Genomic DNA, 16,780 nt, shown 5'->3' with positions numbered 1-16,780 from the left:
CGAACATGTTCTATGGAACTTTTGCCTTGATCCTGCAGACCGTGGCGGGCTTCTTCACCGCGCTGCTGTTGGTGCGCACGGTGATGCGCTTCCAGCGCATTTCCTTTGTCAGTCAGCTGGGCCAGTTCGTGCTGGCGACGACCAACTGGGCGGTGCTACCGTTTCAGAAATGGGTGCCCAGCGTGGGTAAGCTGGATCTGTGTTCGCTTTTGCCTGCCTGGTTGATCCAGGTCGCGGTGGTGCTGATATTGGGGCTGATGGCGGGCAGGGTCGAGCCCGTGAGTTTGCTCCTGTCGGCATTGGTGTTCGGCTTTCTGGGGCTTATCAAGGCAGCCTTGCAGATGTTGTTCTGGGTGGTGATCCTGAGCGCCGTGCTGTCCTGGGTGAATCCGCATTCGCCGCTGGCCGGGCCTTTGCACATGTTCACGCGGCCCTTCCTGGCGCCGTTCCGGCGTGTGATTCCGCCGATCGCCAATGTTGACCTGTCGCCGCTGGTGTTGCTGCTGGTCTTGCAGGTCCTGATGTTCTGGCTGCCCTGAGATGGCTGACTTGCCGGTCGCCGTAAGGCGTCAGCCGGACGGGGCCTTCACCCTGAGTCTGCATGTGCAGCCGGGCGCCAAGCGCACCGCGTTTGCCGGCCTGCACGGTGAGGCGCTGAAAGTGCGCCTTGCCGCGCCACCGGTAGAGGGCAAGGCGAACGCCTGCTTGCAGACGTTCTTTGCTGAAGCGCTGGGTTTGCCGAAACGGGCGGTGACTCTGCTCAGTGGCGAAACTTCGCGGCAGAAGGTGTTGCGCATCGAGGGCGCGGATGAATCTGCGCTGTTGCGCTTACTCAGTGAGAACTGATCAGCCGGCTTCGACGCGGTTTTTGCCCGCTTTCTTGGCGCGGTACATGGCCTGGTCGGCGCGCTCGATCACTGTTTCGATACTTTCGCCGGCTTGAACTTCCGCCACTCCAGCACTGAAGGTGATCAGCAGTTTCTGGTTGTCGTGCAGGAAAATGCGCTTGGTGAGTTCGCGTTGCACCCGGCGTAGCGCCGAGATGCCGTCATCCAGCGCGGTGTCCGGCAGCAGGATGAGGAATTCCTCACCACCGTAGCGGCCGGCCGAGTCCTGCGGGCGAATGGTTTCGCGGATGACCTGGGAGATATGTTTGAGGACTTCGTCGCCGGTCAGATGACCGAAGCTGTCGTTGAGTTTCTTGAAGTCATCTACATCAAGCAGGGCGATCGAGAGTTTGCTGCTGCGCCGCTTCATGCGCGCTAGCTCGCGTGCCACCATTTCGTCCAGCCCCTTGCGATTCAGCGCGCCGGTCAGCGGGTCGTGGCGGACCAACTCGCTGGCGGTCTCAAGCTCACCTTCAAGGCGGGAAATTTCGCGATTAGCCTGGTCGACGGCGATGCGCAGATGCTGCAGCTCGTCCTGCGAGTTCCGGGCACTGGTTTCGACCAAACGGGTTTCCTGCACGATGTCATCGATCAGCCCGGTGAGTTCCTGCAGGCTGCCGGCATGGGCCACCCGCTCGGCAAAAGCACTGACCTTGCTGTGGTAGTTGCCGGTGGCGTCCGCCAGCTCACCCAGGCGCAGCACAAAGTGGGCGAGCATTTCGCGCAGCTGGTTCTGCGCTTCGTTGAGGCTGCGTTTGAGGGTGCCTTGCTTGTAGATCACGTCGCGCAGGCGCTCGCCGAGCTCTTCAAGGGTGCTCTTGTCCAGTGGGCCGCGGAAGAGTTCCAGCAGCACCGTCATCTGGCCCTGCAGGTATTTGTCTTCAATGACCAGTTCGCTGATGTTCTCGATGATCAGCTGGAGCAGGTTCAGCAGGGCCTGACGGATATAGCTCTGGTCCTGCGCAACCCATTGCACCTTGTAGGCGAAGTTCTTCAGGCGCTCGCCGAAGGCTTCTTCCTCACCCGCGACCGGCTCGCGCAGCAGTTTGCCCAGGGCACTGGCTTCCTTGGCGAGCTCGGGGGTGTCGATCAGCAGCAGGCCGATGGCGCTATCCAGGGTGTCGGCCAGTAGTTTGCGCCAGGCTTCCGGCGCTGCATCGAGTCGTGCCGGTGTGCTGGTGGCGCGCTGGCGCGCGTTTTCTGCCTCGTCGTCGGGTGTTTCCGCACTGGCATTGCTGCTGGCAGGTAACTGGCTCCAGCCTTTGACCAAGCCTTGCAGGCGGGAGTAGAGCAGGTCGGGGTCGGCCGAGCTGCTTTCCATGATGCGGTTGAAGGCTTCCTGCTTGGTGACGCTGTTGAGGCCCATCTGGCGGCGCTCGATCTGTGCCAGCAGCTCACGGATCAGGCTTCCCCAGGCAAGCGGTTCGCTTTCCTGTTCTGTAAAAAGATTGATCAGGTGGCTGCGAAAACTGGCCCAGTTGTGTTCGGCAAAAGCGGCTTCAAACTGGCGCGCGAGTTTGAGCTGTTCCGGCGTGGCGCGCGGCAGCGCAGCTGCAATTTGGCGCAACTGGCGCTCGGGGAAAGGGTCTTCAGCCTGGGTGCCCGCGATCTCGTGGTAAATCTCGCGAAAATTCTCCGGAGTCGGCAGGCTGCGGCGCATGGCCAGCCGGCGTAGGGTTTCGCGCGCGATTTCGGAAGGGGAGTTGAATTCAGCCATGCTGTGTAGCGTTTCGCCCGCAGGCCGCCCTTATTCCACCAGCCCGTGTTTGAGCCCATAGTGGGTCAATTCGGCGTTGTTGCGCAGTTTCATTTTCTCTAGCAGGCGAGCGCGGTAGACGCTTACGGTCTTGACGCTGAGGTTCAGCTGCTCGGCAATTTGGGTGAGGGTCTTGCCCGAAGCGATCATGCACAGGGTCTGGTATTCGCGGTCGGAGAGTTTTTCGTGCGGCGGCTTGTCGAGGTCTTCGCCGATCGAGTTGGCCAGCTCTTCAGCCACGGCTGCGCTGACGAATTTCTTGCCGGAGGCGACCTGGCGGATTGCGGTGACAAGTTGTTCGGGCGCGCCCTGTTTGGACAAGTAGCCGGCTGCTCCCGCGCGCAGGGCGCGGATCGCGTATTGCTCTTCCGGGTGCATGCTGAGCATCAGCACCGGCAGCTTGGGGAACTCCTTCTTGATCAGCTTGAGCGAGTCGATGCCGTTGCGGTCCGGCATGGAGACGTCCATCAGCACGACGTCGTAAGTGTTCTCGCGGATCAGTTGCAGGGCCTTGATGCCGCCATCGGCTTCGCCGCTGACTTCGAGATCCTCGGTGTCGGAGAGGATCTGCTTGAGCCCCTGGCGGATGATGGCGTGATCGTCAGCGATCAGTACGTGAATTTTCCCAGTCATGTTCTTGTCCGTGTTGTCAGCTCGTGGTGAGCCCATCCACCCTGTTTACGGCAAGGTTATTGCCACCTTCAGTATATGCAGCCGTCAGTGGCGCGCGCAGGATGACAGTTGTACCACGCGGCTCGCGCTGCAGAAGCTCCATGTCTCCGCCCAGCCCTTTCAGGCGTTCGCGAATGCCACGCAGGCCGAAGGACTTGGGTTTGACCAGGTCCTGCTCAGTCAGGCCACGCCCGTCGTCACTGATTTCGAGCACGATGTCGTTCTCTTCCTGCATCAGGCGCACTTCGACCTGGGCTGCCTGCGCATGTTTGCTGACGTTGGTGAGGGCTTCCTGATAGGTGCGGAAGAGGGCAAGGGAGATATTTTCGTCGGTCTCGATATCGTGGTCGGCACACAGCACGGTGCAGGAGATGCCGGCGCGGTGTGAGTAGTCTTCGGCATAGCTTTCGATGGCGGCTGCGAGCCCGAACTCTTTGAGAATGCCCGGCCGCAGTTCGCGGGCCACACGCCCGGCGGTCGTGATGGCTTCGTCGAGCATCACCTCGATATCGTGAATGCGGGCCAGGGCAGCCGGTTCGGCCTGGCCCAGCTTGCCCGCCAGCAGCTTGGCCGAGATCTTGATGCCGACCAGGGTGCCGCCGAGCACGTCGTGGATGTCGCGGGCAATGCGGTCGCGCTCATCTTCCTTGACGCGCTGGAGGTGCTCGGAGAGTTCGGCCAGCTGGGAGCGTGAGGCGCGCAGCTCGGATTCGGCGACCTTGCTCTGGGTGATGTTCCACATGGCCCCCTCCCACAGCACACGGCCATCGGCCAGGGTGCGTGGTGAGCAGCGCATGTTGATCCATTTGATGTCCGCGCCTGGTGGCAGGATGCGCCCTTCCCAGTTCAGGGTGCCGCCGCGCGTGCCGGCTAGGCGCAGGGCGGTGTTGAGACCATTACGGTCGTCCGGCAGAACGAGATCCAGGAGCGGGTCGGGGCGCGACATCAACACGTCGGCGGGGATGCCGAGCAGCATCATGCAGGCCTCGCTGACATACAGGAAGGGCAGTCTACCGTCCTCCCCGAGAATCATCTGGAACAGCACGCCCGGGATGTTGGCAGCCAATGCGCGGAAGCGCTCTTCGTTGGCTTGCACGGCTTCGAGCGCCATGCGCCGCTCCTGGCGGATGCGTGCTTCGTGGCGTTCACGGTCGATCACGGGAGCGAGGCGGTCAAGTTTGTCCTTGCTGAGGTAGTCCTGGGCGCCAGCGCGCATCATGGCGCAGGCCGTCAGTTCGTCCATCATGCCTGAGACCACAATGAAGGGGGTGTCGGGGTCCGCAGCGAGTACGGTTTCGAGCGCTTCGAGTGCCGAGAAGCCGGGCAGGGCAAAGTCGGAGATGACGACGTCCCATTTTGCGCCTTGCAGCGCAGCGTTCAGCTCGGCGAGGCTGCTGACCTGGCCGGTCTCCAACTGGTAACCCTCGCGACGCAGGTGGCGGGCGAGCAGCATGGCATCGTTTTCGTCGTCTTCGACGAAGAGTACGCGCAAGGGCGCAGATCGCTGCGCAGACGACATAAGGCCTCCGGAATCCCATGGCGGGACTGGGAGCGAAGATAGCACGGGCAGCGATAGGCTTGCTGCGTGGATCTGATCCGAAATACCAGGCCTGATCGGGGCTTCCGCGGATGGCTTTGAGCTGCCGATGCACAGGGCAGTCGCTTCCCGAAGAATTTGATAACCATTGACTATCGAAACGTTTTGTTTAATAAATTAGATCTATTAATCCCAGCTCCTTAAGATGGCTTCTGTCGCTTCCGACAAACCCAATTTCAAGGAGCAAACCTCATGTCCTACATCAATTCCAGCGTCAAGCCCTTCAACGCCACCGCCTATCACAACGGCAAGTTCGTGCAGGTGTCTGACGCCGATCTGAAGGGCAAGTGGTCGGTGGTGTTCTTCTACCCGGCTGACTTCACCTTCGTGTGCCCGACCGAACTGGGCGACGTGGCCGATCTGTACCCCGAATTCCAGAAGCTGGGCGTTGAGGTGTATGCCGTGTCGACCGACACGCACTTCACCCACAAGGCCTGGCACGACACTTCCGACACCATCAAGAAGATCCAGTACCCGATGATTGGTGATCCGACCGGCACCATCACCCGCAACTTCGGCGTGATGATCGAAGAAGCCGGCCTGGCCGATCGCGGTACCTTCGTGCTGGATCCGGAAGGCAAGATCCAGATCGTCGAGATCAACGCCGGTGGTGTGGGCCGTGATGCGTCCGAACTGCTGCGCAAGGTGAAGGCTGCTCAGTATGTCGCCAGCCATCCGGGTGAGGTCTGCCCGGCCAAGTGGAAGGAAGGCGAAGCCACCCTGGCTCCGTCGCTGGATCTGGTCGGCAAGATCTGAGCGTAACAATGCTTTTGTAGGGCCGACTTCAGTCGGCCGCCCATGTGCGGTGTGCGACTGAAGTCGCACCTACGATATCGAGCAGTACGCCGGCCGCACTTGCGCAAGGCTTCCTCTCTCGCTGAAGCGGGTGTGGCCGGCATCTTTCCATCCCCCTCATCCCATCCCTGAGCCCATCGTCTCCGATGCGCTGAGGCATGGCATGAGTGCATGCCAAATGAATTCAACTGACGCAGGAGATCACCATGCTCGACGCTACACTCAAGACTCAATTGCAAAGTTATCTGACCCGCTTGCAGCATCCCATCGAACTTGTCGCCGCGCTGGATGACGGCGCCAAGTCGGCTGAGGTGCGCGAGCTGCTCGACGAGATCAGCGCGCTTTCCGACAAAATTACGTTGCTCGAAGATACGGATGCATCGCAGCGCAAACCTTCCTTCGCGGTACGTCGTGCGGGCTCGGATATGAAGATCCGCTTTGCCGGCATCCCGCTCGGCCACGAGTTCACCTCACTGGTGCTGGCCTTGCTGCAGGCTGGCGGCCATCCGCCAAAGGTCGAGGCTGATGTGATCGAGCAGATCAAGGCACTGCCGGGTCATTACGACTTCGAGGTGTTCATTTCCCTCACCTGTCACAACTGTCCGGACGTGGTGCAGGCTCTGAACTTGATGGCGGTGCTGAACTCCAATGTGCGCAGCACCATGATCGATGGCGCGCTGTTTCAGGCTGAAGTCGAGTCGCGTCAGATCATGGGTGTGCCGGCGATTTACCTGAACGGCGAACTCTTCGGTCAGGGCCGCATGACTCTGGAAGAAATCATTGCCAAGCTGGATACGAATTCTGCGGCACGTGATGCCGAGAAACTCAATGCCAAGGCAGCCTTCGATGTGCTGGTGGTGGGCGGTGGTCCGGCCGGCTCCGCTGCAGCGATCTATGCGGCGCGCAAGGGTATCCGTACCGGCGTGGTGGCCGAGCGTTTTGGTGGTCAGGTGATGGACACCTTGGGCATCGAGAATTTCATTTCGGTGAAGGCCACCGAAGGTCCGAAGCTGGCGATGGCGCTGGAAGAGCATGTGAAGGAGTACGGCGTCGACATCATGAACCTGCAGCGAGCCCAAGCCCTCAAGCCGGTGGCGGGCGGCGTGGAGATCACGTTGGAGAACGGCGCGGTGCTCAGGAGCAAGACGGTGATCCTCTCCACCGGTGCGCGCTGGCGCAACATGAACGTGCCGGGCGAGGCCGAGTTCCGCACCAAGGGTGTGGCCTACTGCCCGCACTGTGATGGCCCGCTTTTCAAGGGTAAGCGCGTGGCGGTGATCGGCGGTGGCAACTCCGGCGTGGAGGCGGCCATCGATCTGGCTGGCATCGTGGCACATGTGACCTTGCTGGAGTTCGACAGCGTGCTGCGCGCTGATGCCGTGCTGCAGAACAAGCTGCGCAGTCTGCCCAACGTGATGATCATCACCTCGGCGCAGACGACGCAGGTGACCGGCACCGACAAGGTCAATGGCCTGAACTACAAGGATCGGGTCAGTGGCGAAGTGCAGCACATCGAACTCGAAGGCATCTTCGTGCAGATCGGGCTGGTGCCGAACACCGACTGGCTCAAGGGCGTGGTGAATCTGTCGCCGCGCGGCGAGATCGAAGTGGATGCCAAGGGCCAGACCTCGGTGCCGGGCGTGTTCGCAGCCGGAGACTGCACGACGGTGCCCTACAAGCAGATCATCATCGCCATGGGCGAGGGGGCGAAGGCGTCGCTGTCGGCCTTTGACCACATCATCCGGGACGGCGCCCACTGAGTTGGGGCTGCTTGTTTGCGGGCGTGAACGCCAGTCGCTTCAGGCCTCGCAACGCGAGTTGTCGTAGGCACGCTTCTCGTGCAGCCAGCCTTCCCCTAGGGATGTCTGGCTGCAGACGCGCTGGCCTGTGGTCCGGCTTACCCACCAATACCAGGCTGCCGGAGCGGCGGTGGCCGGGGCGAGGCAGCCCAGGGCCAGCAGAGCCGCGAGAATGCGCTTCACAGCTCGAAATCCGCCCAGATCGCGGCGTGATCGGAGGCCTGGGTGGCGCGGTCCACCACTTCTGCGAAGCGCTCGCTTTGCTCGATCTCTGGCGAAAAAATGCCGCGCCGCTCGATGCCGGTGGCTAGCAGGCGTTCGCGCAGCGGCTGCGAGACCAGCAGGTAGTCGAGCCGGCTGCAGTCGTCCTTGAAGCGATGGGTCCAGGTTTCCTCAGGCGCTTTGTCGGTGGTCAGTACGTCGGTCAGGCCTGGCTTGCCGAGCAGGGCGGCGAGATTGCCCTCGGCCGGGTCTTCGTTGAGATCCCCCGCGACCACGACGCAATCGCGTTGCAGATCAAAGCGATCCAGATAAGCCGCCACATGCTCGGCCTGGATGCGGCGCCAGACGTTTTCCGGAGCCGGGTCCGAGGGGCGGCCCGGCCCCTTGCTCTTGAAGTGGTTGATCAAGAGCCACAGCGAGCGCCCATCGGGCAGGCCCAGTTCGTACTCGGCGCAGTCGCGTGCAAATACTGGATGCGGCTTGCCCGTGAGCGGCGAAATGAAGGTGTCGAAGACATGGGTGCGCATCGAACGCAGTGGCAGGCGCGAGAGCAGGGCGACGTCGATGCCGCGTGAATCGTTGCCATCGATGCACATTTGCACCGGGTAGGGACGGGTGAATTCGCTCAGCACGCTCTGGTTGAACTGCTGCAGGGTGGGGCGGTTTTCCACCTCGCACAGAGCGATCACCTCGGCATTTACGGCGCCGATCACGCGGGCGGTGTTGCGGATGCCTTCGTCTGGTGCGCTCATGCGCTGCCACTGCAGCCAGCCGACCCAGTCCGCTGCGCCCTTGGCACGCAGGCCCAGCAGCTTGCGGCCATGCATGGCGAGCAGGCGCCCGCGCATTTCATTGAGTACGAACCAGGGGTGCTTGGCGTCGCCGCGATGCAGGAAGTATTTCTGCACCAGTTGCAGGATGCGTTTGCCGGTTTCGCCCTCGTAGCTTTCCTCGCGCAGCAGGGTGGAGAGCTCCAGACCGTCGCTGAGCACATCGCTGCCTTCCGGCGAGTTCAGGGCGGCGGGCGGGGCGAACAGGTTCTGCGAGTTGTAGCTGGCGATGCGCAGGCGAGCCATGGCAGAGGCGGGGGAATGAAGACTCCCGCACCCTAGCACAGGCCCGTCAGAAGCGTGCGTACAGGGCCTGTTCAAACTCGGCAGCAGCAGGGCCGCCTTCGGAGGGCGCCCAGGGCGCTTGCTCTTCGGCAGTGATCGGCAGGTAGGGGCCGTCCTTGACCTCGAAGAACACTGAGCCGGCTTCGAGCGCGACGACACTGTGCCAGCAGCCCAACGGGATCTGCGCTCCGATGCACTGACTGTTGGCAGAGAGCAAGTAGGTGCTGGTGATTGCGCCGGATTCATCGAAGAACACCAGGCCCAGTCTGCCGCGCACCATGAGCAGGGTTTCTTCCTTGCCGGGCGCCAGATGGCGGTGTGGCCGCACGTAGCTACCGGGCTCGATGGCGTTGAAGAAACGCTGAGCCGGGGCTTCAAGGTTTGGGTGAAGATTGTGGTTCTGGCGCCGGCGTGGATTTTCACGGGCACGGACGCTTAGCGCATCCAGAAAGGCCTGATCGAAAAATCCGGCACTCATCCGCTTACTGATCGAAGCGGAAGGTCGCGCCGAAGTTCACATAGGGATTCAGGCGCAGACCACTGCCGGAGCTGCTTGGGTTCAGTCCGGTTGTAGGTGCTCCGCTACAACCGGGTGCCATGCCGCTGCAGTTGCCGGCCAGTGCAGTGCCAACTTCGGCAGAGAGAGACCAGCGATTCTGGCGAGCTTGGCTGCTTTGCCAGCTCAAGCCGAGAAAGGGGACGGCTGCCAGCTGGCTGCTGCGCGAGGAGGCTTGTCCTGAGGTGCTGGCGGAAAGATCATTCCAGCTGACACCAACACTGGTATGCACGCCCTTGGCCAGCACGGGGTAATCCGCGCGCAGGCTGTTGCGCACATTGGCCGCATCAAACAGGGGAGAGGACTGTGCTGCAGTGACTTCACCAGCGGCGCTGAAGCTGGAAAAGCTCAGGCGCAGCCCGCTTTCACCCGCTTGCTGACTCTCCGGCGTGTGCTTCAGGCGCAAGCCAGTCGCTTGAGCGTGGGCCGGCAGCGCTTGGCCTGCGAGGCACAACAAGGCGACGAGAAAGGGCAGGCGAAGCGAGCGCACGAGAAGGCTGGAGTTCGTTGAAAGGACGATTCAATTGTAGTCGGGCAGCTGGCGTGTTGGCAGGGCCGTGGGTGTAAAACCGGACGAAAGGATTGCAGCCTGTCGACAAGATGCTACACAGCAATATGTACGAAAGTGCTACTGGTAAATGATTTCCACGCTCTCGGGCGAGAGCCATTCGCGCAGGCCTTCAAGCAGGGGGTCTTCCAGACGAACGCGCCAGTTTTCACCCAGTGGCAACTCTCCTTCGGCGGCGCCATTGCGATAGCGGATGCGGATCGGGCAAGCGCCGTCATCGCGGCTGCCGCGATAGCCACCGAGCAGGTCCAGCAACTGGCGTACGGCGGCCGCGCCACCACCGGCCTTGGCGACCTCGCCGTTAATGGACAGGCGCAGCAGTCGGGCATAGCGGCCGCGCGCTTCACCCAGCGTGATCAGGCGTTCGGCGATCACGCGGAAGCCGCCGGTGAAGTCATCGTTGGAGACTTTGCCCTCGACGATCAGTACCTCGTCCTGATTGATCTTGCCCTTGCTGGCATCCAGCACTTCGGCATACACGGTCACGTCCAGCGGGGTGCTGCCATCGTCGATGGTGACGAAAGCCACCTTGCCGCGCGCGCCCATCTTGATGCGTAGTCCGGTCACCACGCCGGCCAGCATCTGTGGTTCGCGCTTGGGTTCTATCCGGGAGAGCGGCGTGCGGATGAAACGGCGCACTTCGGGGGCTGCGCTGTTGAAGGGGTGGCCGGAGAGGAAGAAGCCGATGGCGAGTTTCTCTTCCATCAACTGCTGCTTTTCCTTCCAGACACGCGCCTCGATGTATTCAGGCGCTATTTCGGAGGGGCCGTCGCCCATGTCGAAAAGCCCGCCCTGGCCCGCACTGGCGGCGGCCTGGTCGGCGGCTTCCATGGCTACGCCGACGCTGGCCAGCAGCTTGGCGCGATGCGGTTTGCCTTCCTCCGTTAGGGGGGCGATGGTGTCCAGTGCGCCAGCACGCACGAGTGCTTCGATCACGCGGCGGTTGGCTGCGCGGCGGTCGATGCGCGCGCAGAAATCAAAGATGTCCTTGAACGGCCCACCGGCTTCTCGCGCGGCGATGATGCTGCGCACGGCCGGCTCGCCACAACCTTTGACGGCGCCGAGGCCGTAGCGGATGGTCTTGGCGTCGGTGGGCTCGAAGCGGTAGTGCGAGTGGTTTACGTCCGGCGGCAGCACCACGATCCGGTTGGCGATCGTGTCTTCATAGAAGATCTTGACCGTGTCGGTGTTGTCCATGTCGGACGACATCGTGGCGGCCATGAAGGCCGAGCAGTGGTAAGCCTTGAGCCAGGCCGTGTGGTAGGTCACCACGGCGTAGGCCGCAGTGTGCGACTTGTTGAAGCCGTACTCTGCGAACTTGGTCATCAGGTCGAAGAGGTGTTCGGCCAGCGCCGGATCGTAGCCTTTCTTCGCCGCACCCTCGGCAATCGTGGCGCGGTGCTTGTCCATCTCCTCTTTTTTCTTCTTGCCCATCGCCCGGCGCAGCATGTCTGCGCCGCCCAGCGTGTAGCCGCCGATGATCTGCGAGATCTGCATCACCTGCTCCTGATACACGATCACGCCATAGGTGGGCTCGAGGCAGGCTTTCAGGTCCGGATGGAAGTAGTCGATCTCCTGCTTGCCCTGTTTGCGCAGGATGAAGTCGTCCACCATCCCTGAGCCCAGTGGGCCCGGTCGGTAGAGCGCGAGCACGGCAATGATGTCTTCGAAGCGGTCGGGGCCGAGCTTCTTCAGAAGCTTCTTCATGCCGTCCGATTCCACCTGGAAGATTGCCGTGGTGTTGGCGTCTTTCAGGATCTGGTAGGCGGCAGGGTCCGAGAAGCCCAGGCTCATCAGGTCCGGGCGCGAGCCGGTGAGCTTTTCGACGTATTTGAGCGCCAGCTCGATAATCGTCAAGTTGCGCAGACCCAGGAAGTCGAACTTCACCAGGCCAATGGCTTCGACGTCGTCTTTGTCGAATTGCGACACGGTCACTGCGTCGTCGCCGTCAGCCAGGTAGATCGGGCAGAAATCGGTGATCTTGCCCGGTGCGATCAGTACACCGCCGGCGTGCATGCCGACGCCGCGCGTCATGCCTTCGAGCGGCAGGGCCAGCTCCCACAGCTCGGAGACGGATTCGCCGTCCGCGCTGTCGTTCATCATTTCGTTGATTGCCGGTTCGGCTTCGCGCGCCTCTTCCAGCCCCAGCGGCTTGTTCTGTACCACCGGGATGGCTTTGGACAGGCGATCGCACAGGCCATAGGGCAGGTCCAGCACGCGGCCGACGTCGCGTACCACGGCCTTCGAGGCCATGGTGCCGAAGGTGGCGATCTGCGAGACGGCATCGTGACCGTAGCGCTGGCGCACATAGTCGATGACGCGGTAGCGGTTTTCCTGACAGAAGTCGATGTCGAAGTCAGGCATCGACACCCGCTCGGGGTTCAGGAAGCGCTCGAACAGCAGGGCGTAGGCGGTCGGGTCCAGATCGGTGATCTTCAGGGCGTAAGCCACCAGCGAACCCGCGCCGGAACCCCGGCCCGGGCCGATCGGCACGCCGTTGTTCTTGCCCCACTGAATGAAGTCCGCCACGATCAGGAAGTAGCCGGGGAAGCCCATCTGCACGATGGTGTCGGTTTCGAACTTGAGGCGGTCGTAATAGCGTGGGCGTTCCCGGTCGCGCGTGGCTTCGTCCGGGTAAAGCTCGAGCAGGCGTTCTTCCAGCCCGCGCTTGGCTTCGAAGACGAGGAAGTCGTCGAGGCTCATGCCGTCCGGGGTGGGGAACTGCGGCAGGTAGTTCTTGCCCAGCACCACTGACAGCGAACAGCGGCGGGCGATCTCGACCGAGTTTTCGAGCGCCTCAGGGATGTCGTGAAAGAGTTCGACCATTTCGGCCTGGCTCTTGAAATATTGCTCTTCGGTGAAGGGCTTGGGCCGGCGGGTATCAGAGAGGACGTAACCCTGGGCGATACACACGCGGGCCTCGTGGGCCTTGAAGTCTTCACGCTTAAGGAACTGCACCGGGTGGGTGGCAACGATCGGCAGGCTGGTTTCGCCGGCCAGATGCAGGGCGGCCTGTACGTAGTTTTCGTTGCCGGCATGGCCCGCGCGCTGCACTTCTATATAGAAGCTATCCGGGAAGCGTTGCGCCCAGTCCAGCGCCAGTGCTTCGGCAGCTTTCAGGTTGCCGGAGGCGATGGCCGCGGCGATATCACCTTGCTGAGCACCGGAAAGGCAGATCAGGCCCGAGGCGGATTCGGCCGTGAGCCAGTCACGACGGATTTCGGCTCGCCCACGGTGCTTGTTTTCATTGAAACCACGCGAGAGGATTTCGCACATCTGGCGATAGCCCTCGCGGTGTTTGACCAGCAGCAGCACACGGAAGGGCTTGTCGCGTTCGGTATCGTTGGTGATCCAGGCGTCCAACCCGATCACCGGCTTGATGCCTTTGCCCCGGCAGCCCTTGTAGTGCTTGACCATGCCGAACAGGTTGGCCAGATCCGAGATGCCCAGGGCGGGCTGACCATCTTTGGCCGCCGCCGCAATTACATCGTCGATGCGCGTGATGCCGTCCTCGATCGAGAACTCGGTGTGCAGGCGCAGGTGGACGAAGGCGGGGGCGTGGGGGGAGATCTCGGGCATCCGCTGATTTTACCCCGAGGGGGCGGCGCTTCGGCTTGTAAATGTACGACCCGGAGCGCCGTTCAGGTGGGGCTCCGGGTGTCAGGCCTTAGCCTCGGCGCAGGGCGCGCCACTGCTTGAGCAAAGGGGGCAGCACCAGCAGCAGGCCGGCGATGATCAGGATGGTGAGCGAACCGGGGCGGGTGAAGAATGTGGTGATATCGCCCTGGCTGATGGTCATGGCACGGCGGAAGTGTTTCTCGGCCATCGGCCCCAGGATCAGGCCGACGATCAGTGGCACCACCGGGATCTCGAAGCGTTTCATGGCAAAGCCGAGTACGCCCACCATATATAGAAGCAGCAGATCGAACCAGGATTGGCGCAGCGAATAGGCCCCGAGCGTGGCCAGCACCACGATGCCGCCGTAGAGCAGCGGGCGCGGGATGCGCAGCAACTGTACCCAGATTCCCACCAGCGGCAGGTTGAGCACCAGCAGCATGACATTGCCGATGTAGAGACTGGCGATCAGCCCCCAGACCAGCTCCGGATTGGTATCAAAGAGCAGCGGACCGGGCGTGATGTTGTACTGCTGGAAGGCAGACAACATGATCGCGGCGGTGGCCGAGGTAGGGATGCCGAGCGTTAACAAAGGCACCAGGGTGCCAGTGGCGGCCGCATTGTTGGCCGCCTCGGGGCCGGCCACGCCTTCGATGGCGCCCTTGCCGAACTCCTCCGGGTGGCTGGCGAGTTTCTTTTCGGTGGAATAGGACAGGAAAGTCGGCATTTCGGTGCCGCCGGCCGGGATGGTGCCGAAGGGAAAGCCGATCAGGGTGCCGCGCAGCCAGGGCTTCCAGGAGCGGCGCCAGTCGCCGGCACTCATCCAGATCGAGCCCGTGATGCGTTCCAGCTTGGACTTGATGCGGTTCTCGTAGGTCGCGGTGTACAGAGTTTCGCCGACGGCGAAGAGGCCCATGGCCACCACCACGATGTCGATGCCGTCCGTGAGTTCGAGGATGCCGAAGGTGAAGCGGGCCTGGCCGGACTGCTCTTCGATGCCGATCATGCCTAGCGCCAGGCCAATGAACAGCGCCACAAAGCCTTTTTCCGGCATGTCGCCGACGACGGCCGAAACGGCCACGAAGGCCAGCACCATGATCGCGAAATTTTCGGCTGGCCCCAGCTTGAGGGCGAGATCGGCCACGACCGGCGCGAGCAGGGTCAGCAGCACGGTGGCGATGGTACCGGCCACGAAGGAGCCGATGGCGGCGGTGGATAATGCCGCCCCGCCGCGCCCGGCGTGGGCCATCTTGTTGCCTTCCAATGCACTGATGATGCTGCCGGCTTCGCCCGGGGTGTTGAGCAGGATGGAGGTGGTCGAGCCACCAAACATGGCGCCGTAGTACACGCCGGCAAGCATGATCAGCGCCCCGGTGGGCTCGACTCCGGCGGTTAGCGGCAGCAGCAGGGCCACCGTGGCAGCCGGGCCGATGCCGGGCAAGACCCCGATGGCGGTGCCCAGGCTGCAACCAAGAAGTGCCCAGAGCAGGTTACTCAGGCTCAGGGCGGTAGCGAATCCGACCGAAAACAGCGCGTTCAGGGATTCCATATTTACAGCACTCCCGGGATGAAGGCAGGCAGGTTGACGCCCAGGGCGCGAAAGGTATGGAACAGGCCGAGAGCCAAGCCCAGCGAGAGAATCAGATCAAGCGTGCGGCGCGGCGTGTCCAGTGCCCGGCAGATGCCGTAGCACAGTAGCCAGGCCGAGAGGGTGAAGCCAATCAGGCCGATCAAGGCCAGGTGGGCGAGTACGGTGCCGGAAACCAGGGCAAAGCCGCGCCACTCTGCTTCCGGTACGGGCGGTACGCCTTCGTCGCCGGTTTCATCCGCCGGACTGGAATGGCCCAACGAGCGGGTGGATTTGAGCAGCAAAGCGCCGCCAGCAATGATCAGCCCCGCCGCGATGAGGCCCGGGAAAAAGTTTGGCCCGACTCTGGCGTAGCCGCCGCCAGTGGGCATCTGGGTGATCTGCAGGGCCATGGCGAGACCGAGCACGATCACGCCAATGGCAAGGTAGGCCTGATGGCGGCCGGGCCAGTGGGTCATGGAAAAACCTCCGGTGGAGCAGGGCTGCCGCCCGGGAGGGGCGGGCCAGCCCTGGGCGGTCGAGATCAGTTCAGCTTGAGGCCACCGATGACGGTTTTGAGGCGCTTCGATTCCGATTCGACGAAAGCCTTGAAGGGCTCAGCCGGTTGATACAGGTCCAGCCATTCCAGTTTGTCGGCCTTGCTCTTCCAGGCCGGGTCCTTCAGCGCGGCCTCGACCATTGTGACCAGCGCTTTTTTCTGTGCCTCGCTGATGCCGGCGGGGGCAAACACGCCGCGCCAGTTGTACATCACCACGTCGATGCCCTGCTCCTTGAAGGTCGGCACCTCGATGTCCGCTTGCTTGGTTTCCGCCGAGAGGCCGATGGCGCGCAGCTTGCCGGCCTTGATCAGATCCACCAGCTCACCGTAGCCACTGACATAGGCGGCCAGCTGACCGCCGAGGATGGCCGCCTTGCCCTCACCACCGCCGGCAAAGGCGACGTAATTGACCCTGTCGGCGCTGACCCCGAGCTTTTCACCGATCAGCGCCACCATCACATGATCGACGCTGCCGGCCGAGCCGCCGCCGATTGCCACCGCGCCGGGATTGGCCTTCATGGCTGCAGCCAGATCCTTCATGCTTTTGAAGGGTGAGGCCGCCGGCACCACGATCACGTTGTATTCGCCCATCAGGCGAGCGATCGGTGTGACCATCGAGAGATTGACCGGCGATTTGTTGGCTTCCACTGATGCTGCAGTCACGGCACCAGCCACGATCAAGGAGTGGCCGCTGCCTTTTTCGGTATTGATGAACTGGGCGAGGCCGATCGCGCCACCCGCTCCGGCCTTGTTTTCAACCGCCACCGATTTGGCTTGGCCGGAAGCCTTCAAGGCGTCGCCGAGGGTGCGGGCAATGGTGTCGAAGCCGCCTCCGGGATTGGCGGGGGCCATGATCTTGATGGAATCAACCTGGGCGTGGGCGCTGATGGCGACAAGCGCCAGCAGCCCAGCCATGCGACGGGCAATCTGGATGACGGGCATGATGGTCTCTCTGTATCTGTTATGGGGCCGGTGTGCCGTCGAGGGCACACCCTGGCATTAAGCGGCAGATACGTGATGGATTTGAACTAGGGTTTGCCCGGTCGCAGCGCCCGGCGCACAAGGGGGCCAG

The 16,780-nt window shown here is 62.5% G+C and carries 15 protein-coding genes; 4 read left to right on the top strand and 11 right to left on the bottom strand.

All coding sequences use genetic code 11. The annotated features are described in order from the left end of the window. The first annotated feature begins 5 nt into the window (after window positions 1-5). Window positions 6-539 (top strand): YggT family protein, encoded by a 534-nt coding sequence (locus tag C0V76_RS06395; protein WP_101941525.1) that lies wholly within the window; start codon window positions 6-8, stop codon window positions 537-539. A 1-nt stretch (window position 540) separates the two neighbouring features. After that, on the top strand, window positions 541-846 hold the full coding sequence (locus tag C0V76_RS06390; protein WP_101941524.1) for a DUF167 domain-containing protein: 306 nt from the start codon (window positions 541-543) through the stop codon (window positions 844-846). Here the strand turns inward: C0V76_RS06390 and C0V76_RS06385 are convergent, their stop codons facing one another. The 3 genes from C0V76_RS06385 to C0V76_RS06375 are packed head-to-tail and all read right to left on the bottom strand — an operon-like array spanning window position 847 to window position 4,834. Then, complete coding sequence (locus C0V76_RS06385; protein WP_101941523.1) at window positions 847-2,604, bottom strand: GGDEF domain-containing protein; 1,758 nt, start codon at window positions 2,602-2,604, stop codon at window positions 847-849. A 30-nt stretch (window positions 2,605-2,634) separates the two neighbouring features. After that, window positions 2,635-3,276: a response regulator transcription factor gene (locus tag C0V76_RS06380; RefSeq protein ID WP_101941691.1), complete on the bottom strand. Its 642-nt coding sequence runs from the start codon at window positions 3,274-3,276 to the stop codon at window positions 2,635-2,637. 16 nt (window positions 3,277-3,292) lie between these two features. Continuing rightward, window positions 3,293-4,834, bottom strand: coding sequence for a response regulator (locus C0V76_RS06375; protein WP_101941522.1), 1,542 nt, complete (start codon window positions 4,832-4,834; stop codon window positions 3,293-3,295). A 270-nt stretch (window positions 4,835-5,104) separates the two neighbouring features. Between C0V76_RS06375 and ahpC the strand changes: the two genes are divergently transcribed. Both ahpC and ahpF read left to right on the top strand, forming a co-directional pair. Further along, entirely contained in the window at window positions 5,105-5,668 is a 564-nt protein-coding gene (gene ahpC, locus C0V76_RS06370; RefSeq protein WP_101941521.1) for an alkyl hydroperoxide reductase subunit C, read from the top strand. 245 nt (window positions 5,669-5,913) lie between these two features. After that, entirely contained in the window at window positions 5,914-7,467 is a 1,554-nt protein-coding gene (gene ahpF / locus C0V76_RS06365; protein WP_101941520.1) for an alkyl hydroperoxide reductase subunit F, read from the top strand. Between the two features lie 39 nt (window positions 7,468-7,506). Here the strand turns inward: ahpF and C0V76_RS06360 are convergent, their stop codons facing one another. From C0V76_RS06360 to C0V76_RS06325, 8 genes are all read right to left on the bottom strand, one after another. After that, window positions 7,507-7,689: a hypothetical protein gene (locus tag C0V76_RS06360; RefSeq protein ID WP_101941519.1), complete on the bottom strand. Its 183-nt coding sequence runs from the start codon at window positions 7,687-7,689 to the stop codon at window positions 7,507-7,509. After that, complete coding sequence (locus C0V76_RS06355; RefSeq protein ID WP_101941518.1) at window positions 7,686-8,804, bottom strand: endonuclease/exonuclease/phosphatase family protein; 1,119 nt, start codon at window positions 8,802-8,804, stop codon at window positions 7,686-7,688. The genes C0V76_RS06360 and C0V76_RS06355 overlap by 4 nt, the downstream gene beginning before the upstream one ends. A gap of 46 nt (window positions 8,805-8,850) precedes the next feature. After that, the gene (locus C0V76_RS06350; protein WP_101941517.1) at window positions 8,851-9,321 is read right to left on the bottom strand and encodes a WbuC family cupin fold metalloprotein; all 471 of its coding nucleotides are present in this window, start codon (window positions 9,319-9,321) and stop codon (window positions 8,851-8,853) included. Window positions 9,322-9,325: 4 nt separating this feature from the next. Next, window positions 9,326-9,889 (bottom strand): hypothetical protein, encoded by a 564-nt coding sequence (locus C0V76_RS06345; protein WP_101941516.1) that lies wholly within the window; start codon window positions 9,887-9,889, stop codon window positions 9,326-9,328. 138 nt (window positions 9,890-10,027) lie between these two features. Continuing rightward, a complete protein-coding gene (gene dnaE / locus C0V76_RS06340) occupies window positions 10,028-13,546 on the bottom strand; it encodes a DNA polymerase III subunit alpha (RefSeq protein ID WP_101941515.1) in 3,519 nt (1,172 codons plus the stop codon). A gap of 88 nt (window positions 13,547-13,634) precedes the next feature. Then, window positions 13,635-15,131 carry a tripartite tricarboxylate transporter permease gene (locus tag C0V76_RS06335; protein WP_101941514.1) on the bottom strand — a complete coding sequence of 499 codons (1,497 nt, stop codon included), beginning with the start codon at window positions 15,129-15,131 and terminating at the stop codon, window positions 13,635-13,637. Window positions 15,132-15,133: 2 nt separating this feature from the next. Beyond that, the gene (locus C0V76_RS06330) at window positions 15,134-15,628 is read right to left on the bottom strand and encodes a tripartite tricarboxylate transporter TctB family protein (protein WP_101941513.1); all 495 of its coding nucleotides are present in this window, start codon (window positions 15,626-15,628) and stop codon (window positions 15,134-15,136) included. A 65-nt stretch (window positions 15,629-15,693) separates the two neighbouring features. After that, window positions 15,694-16,650 carry a tripartite tricarboxylate transporter substrate binding protein gene (locus C0V76_RS06325; RefSeq protein WP_101941512.1) on the bottom strand — a complete coding sequence of 319 codons (957 nt, stop codon included), beginning with the start codon at window positions 16,648-16,650 and terminating at the stop codon, window positions 15,694-15,696. Between the last annotated feature and the right edge of the window lie 130 nt (window positions 16,651-16,780).

Source organism: Uliginosibacterium sp. TH139, assembly GCF_002855595.1.
Lineage (GTDB): Bacteria > Pseudomonadota > Gammaproteobacteria > Burkholderiales > Rhodocyclaceae > Uliginosibacterium > Uliginosibacterium aquaticum.
The sequence above is the reverse complement of the archived record's forward strand: the minus strand, read 5'-3'. Positions and strand labels throughout refer to the sequence as shown.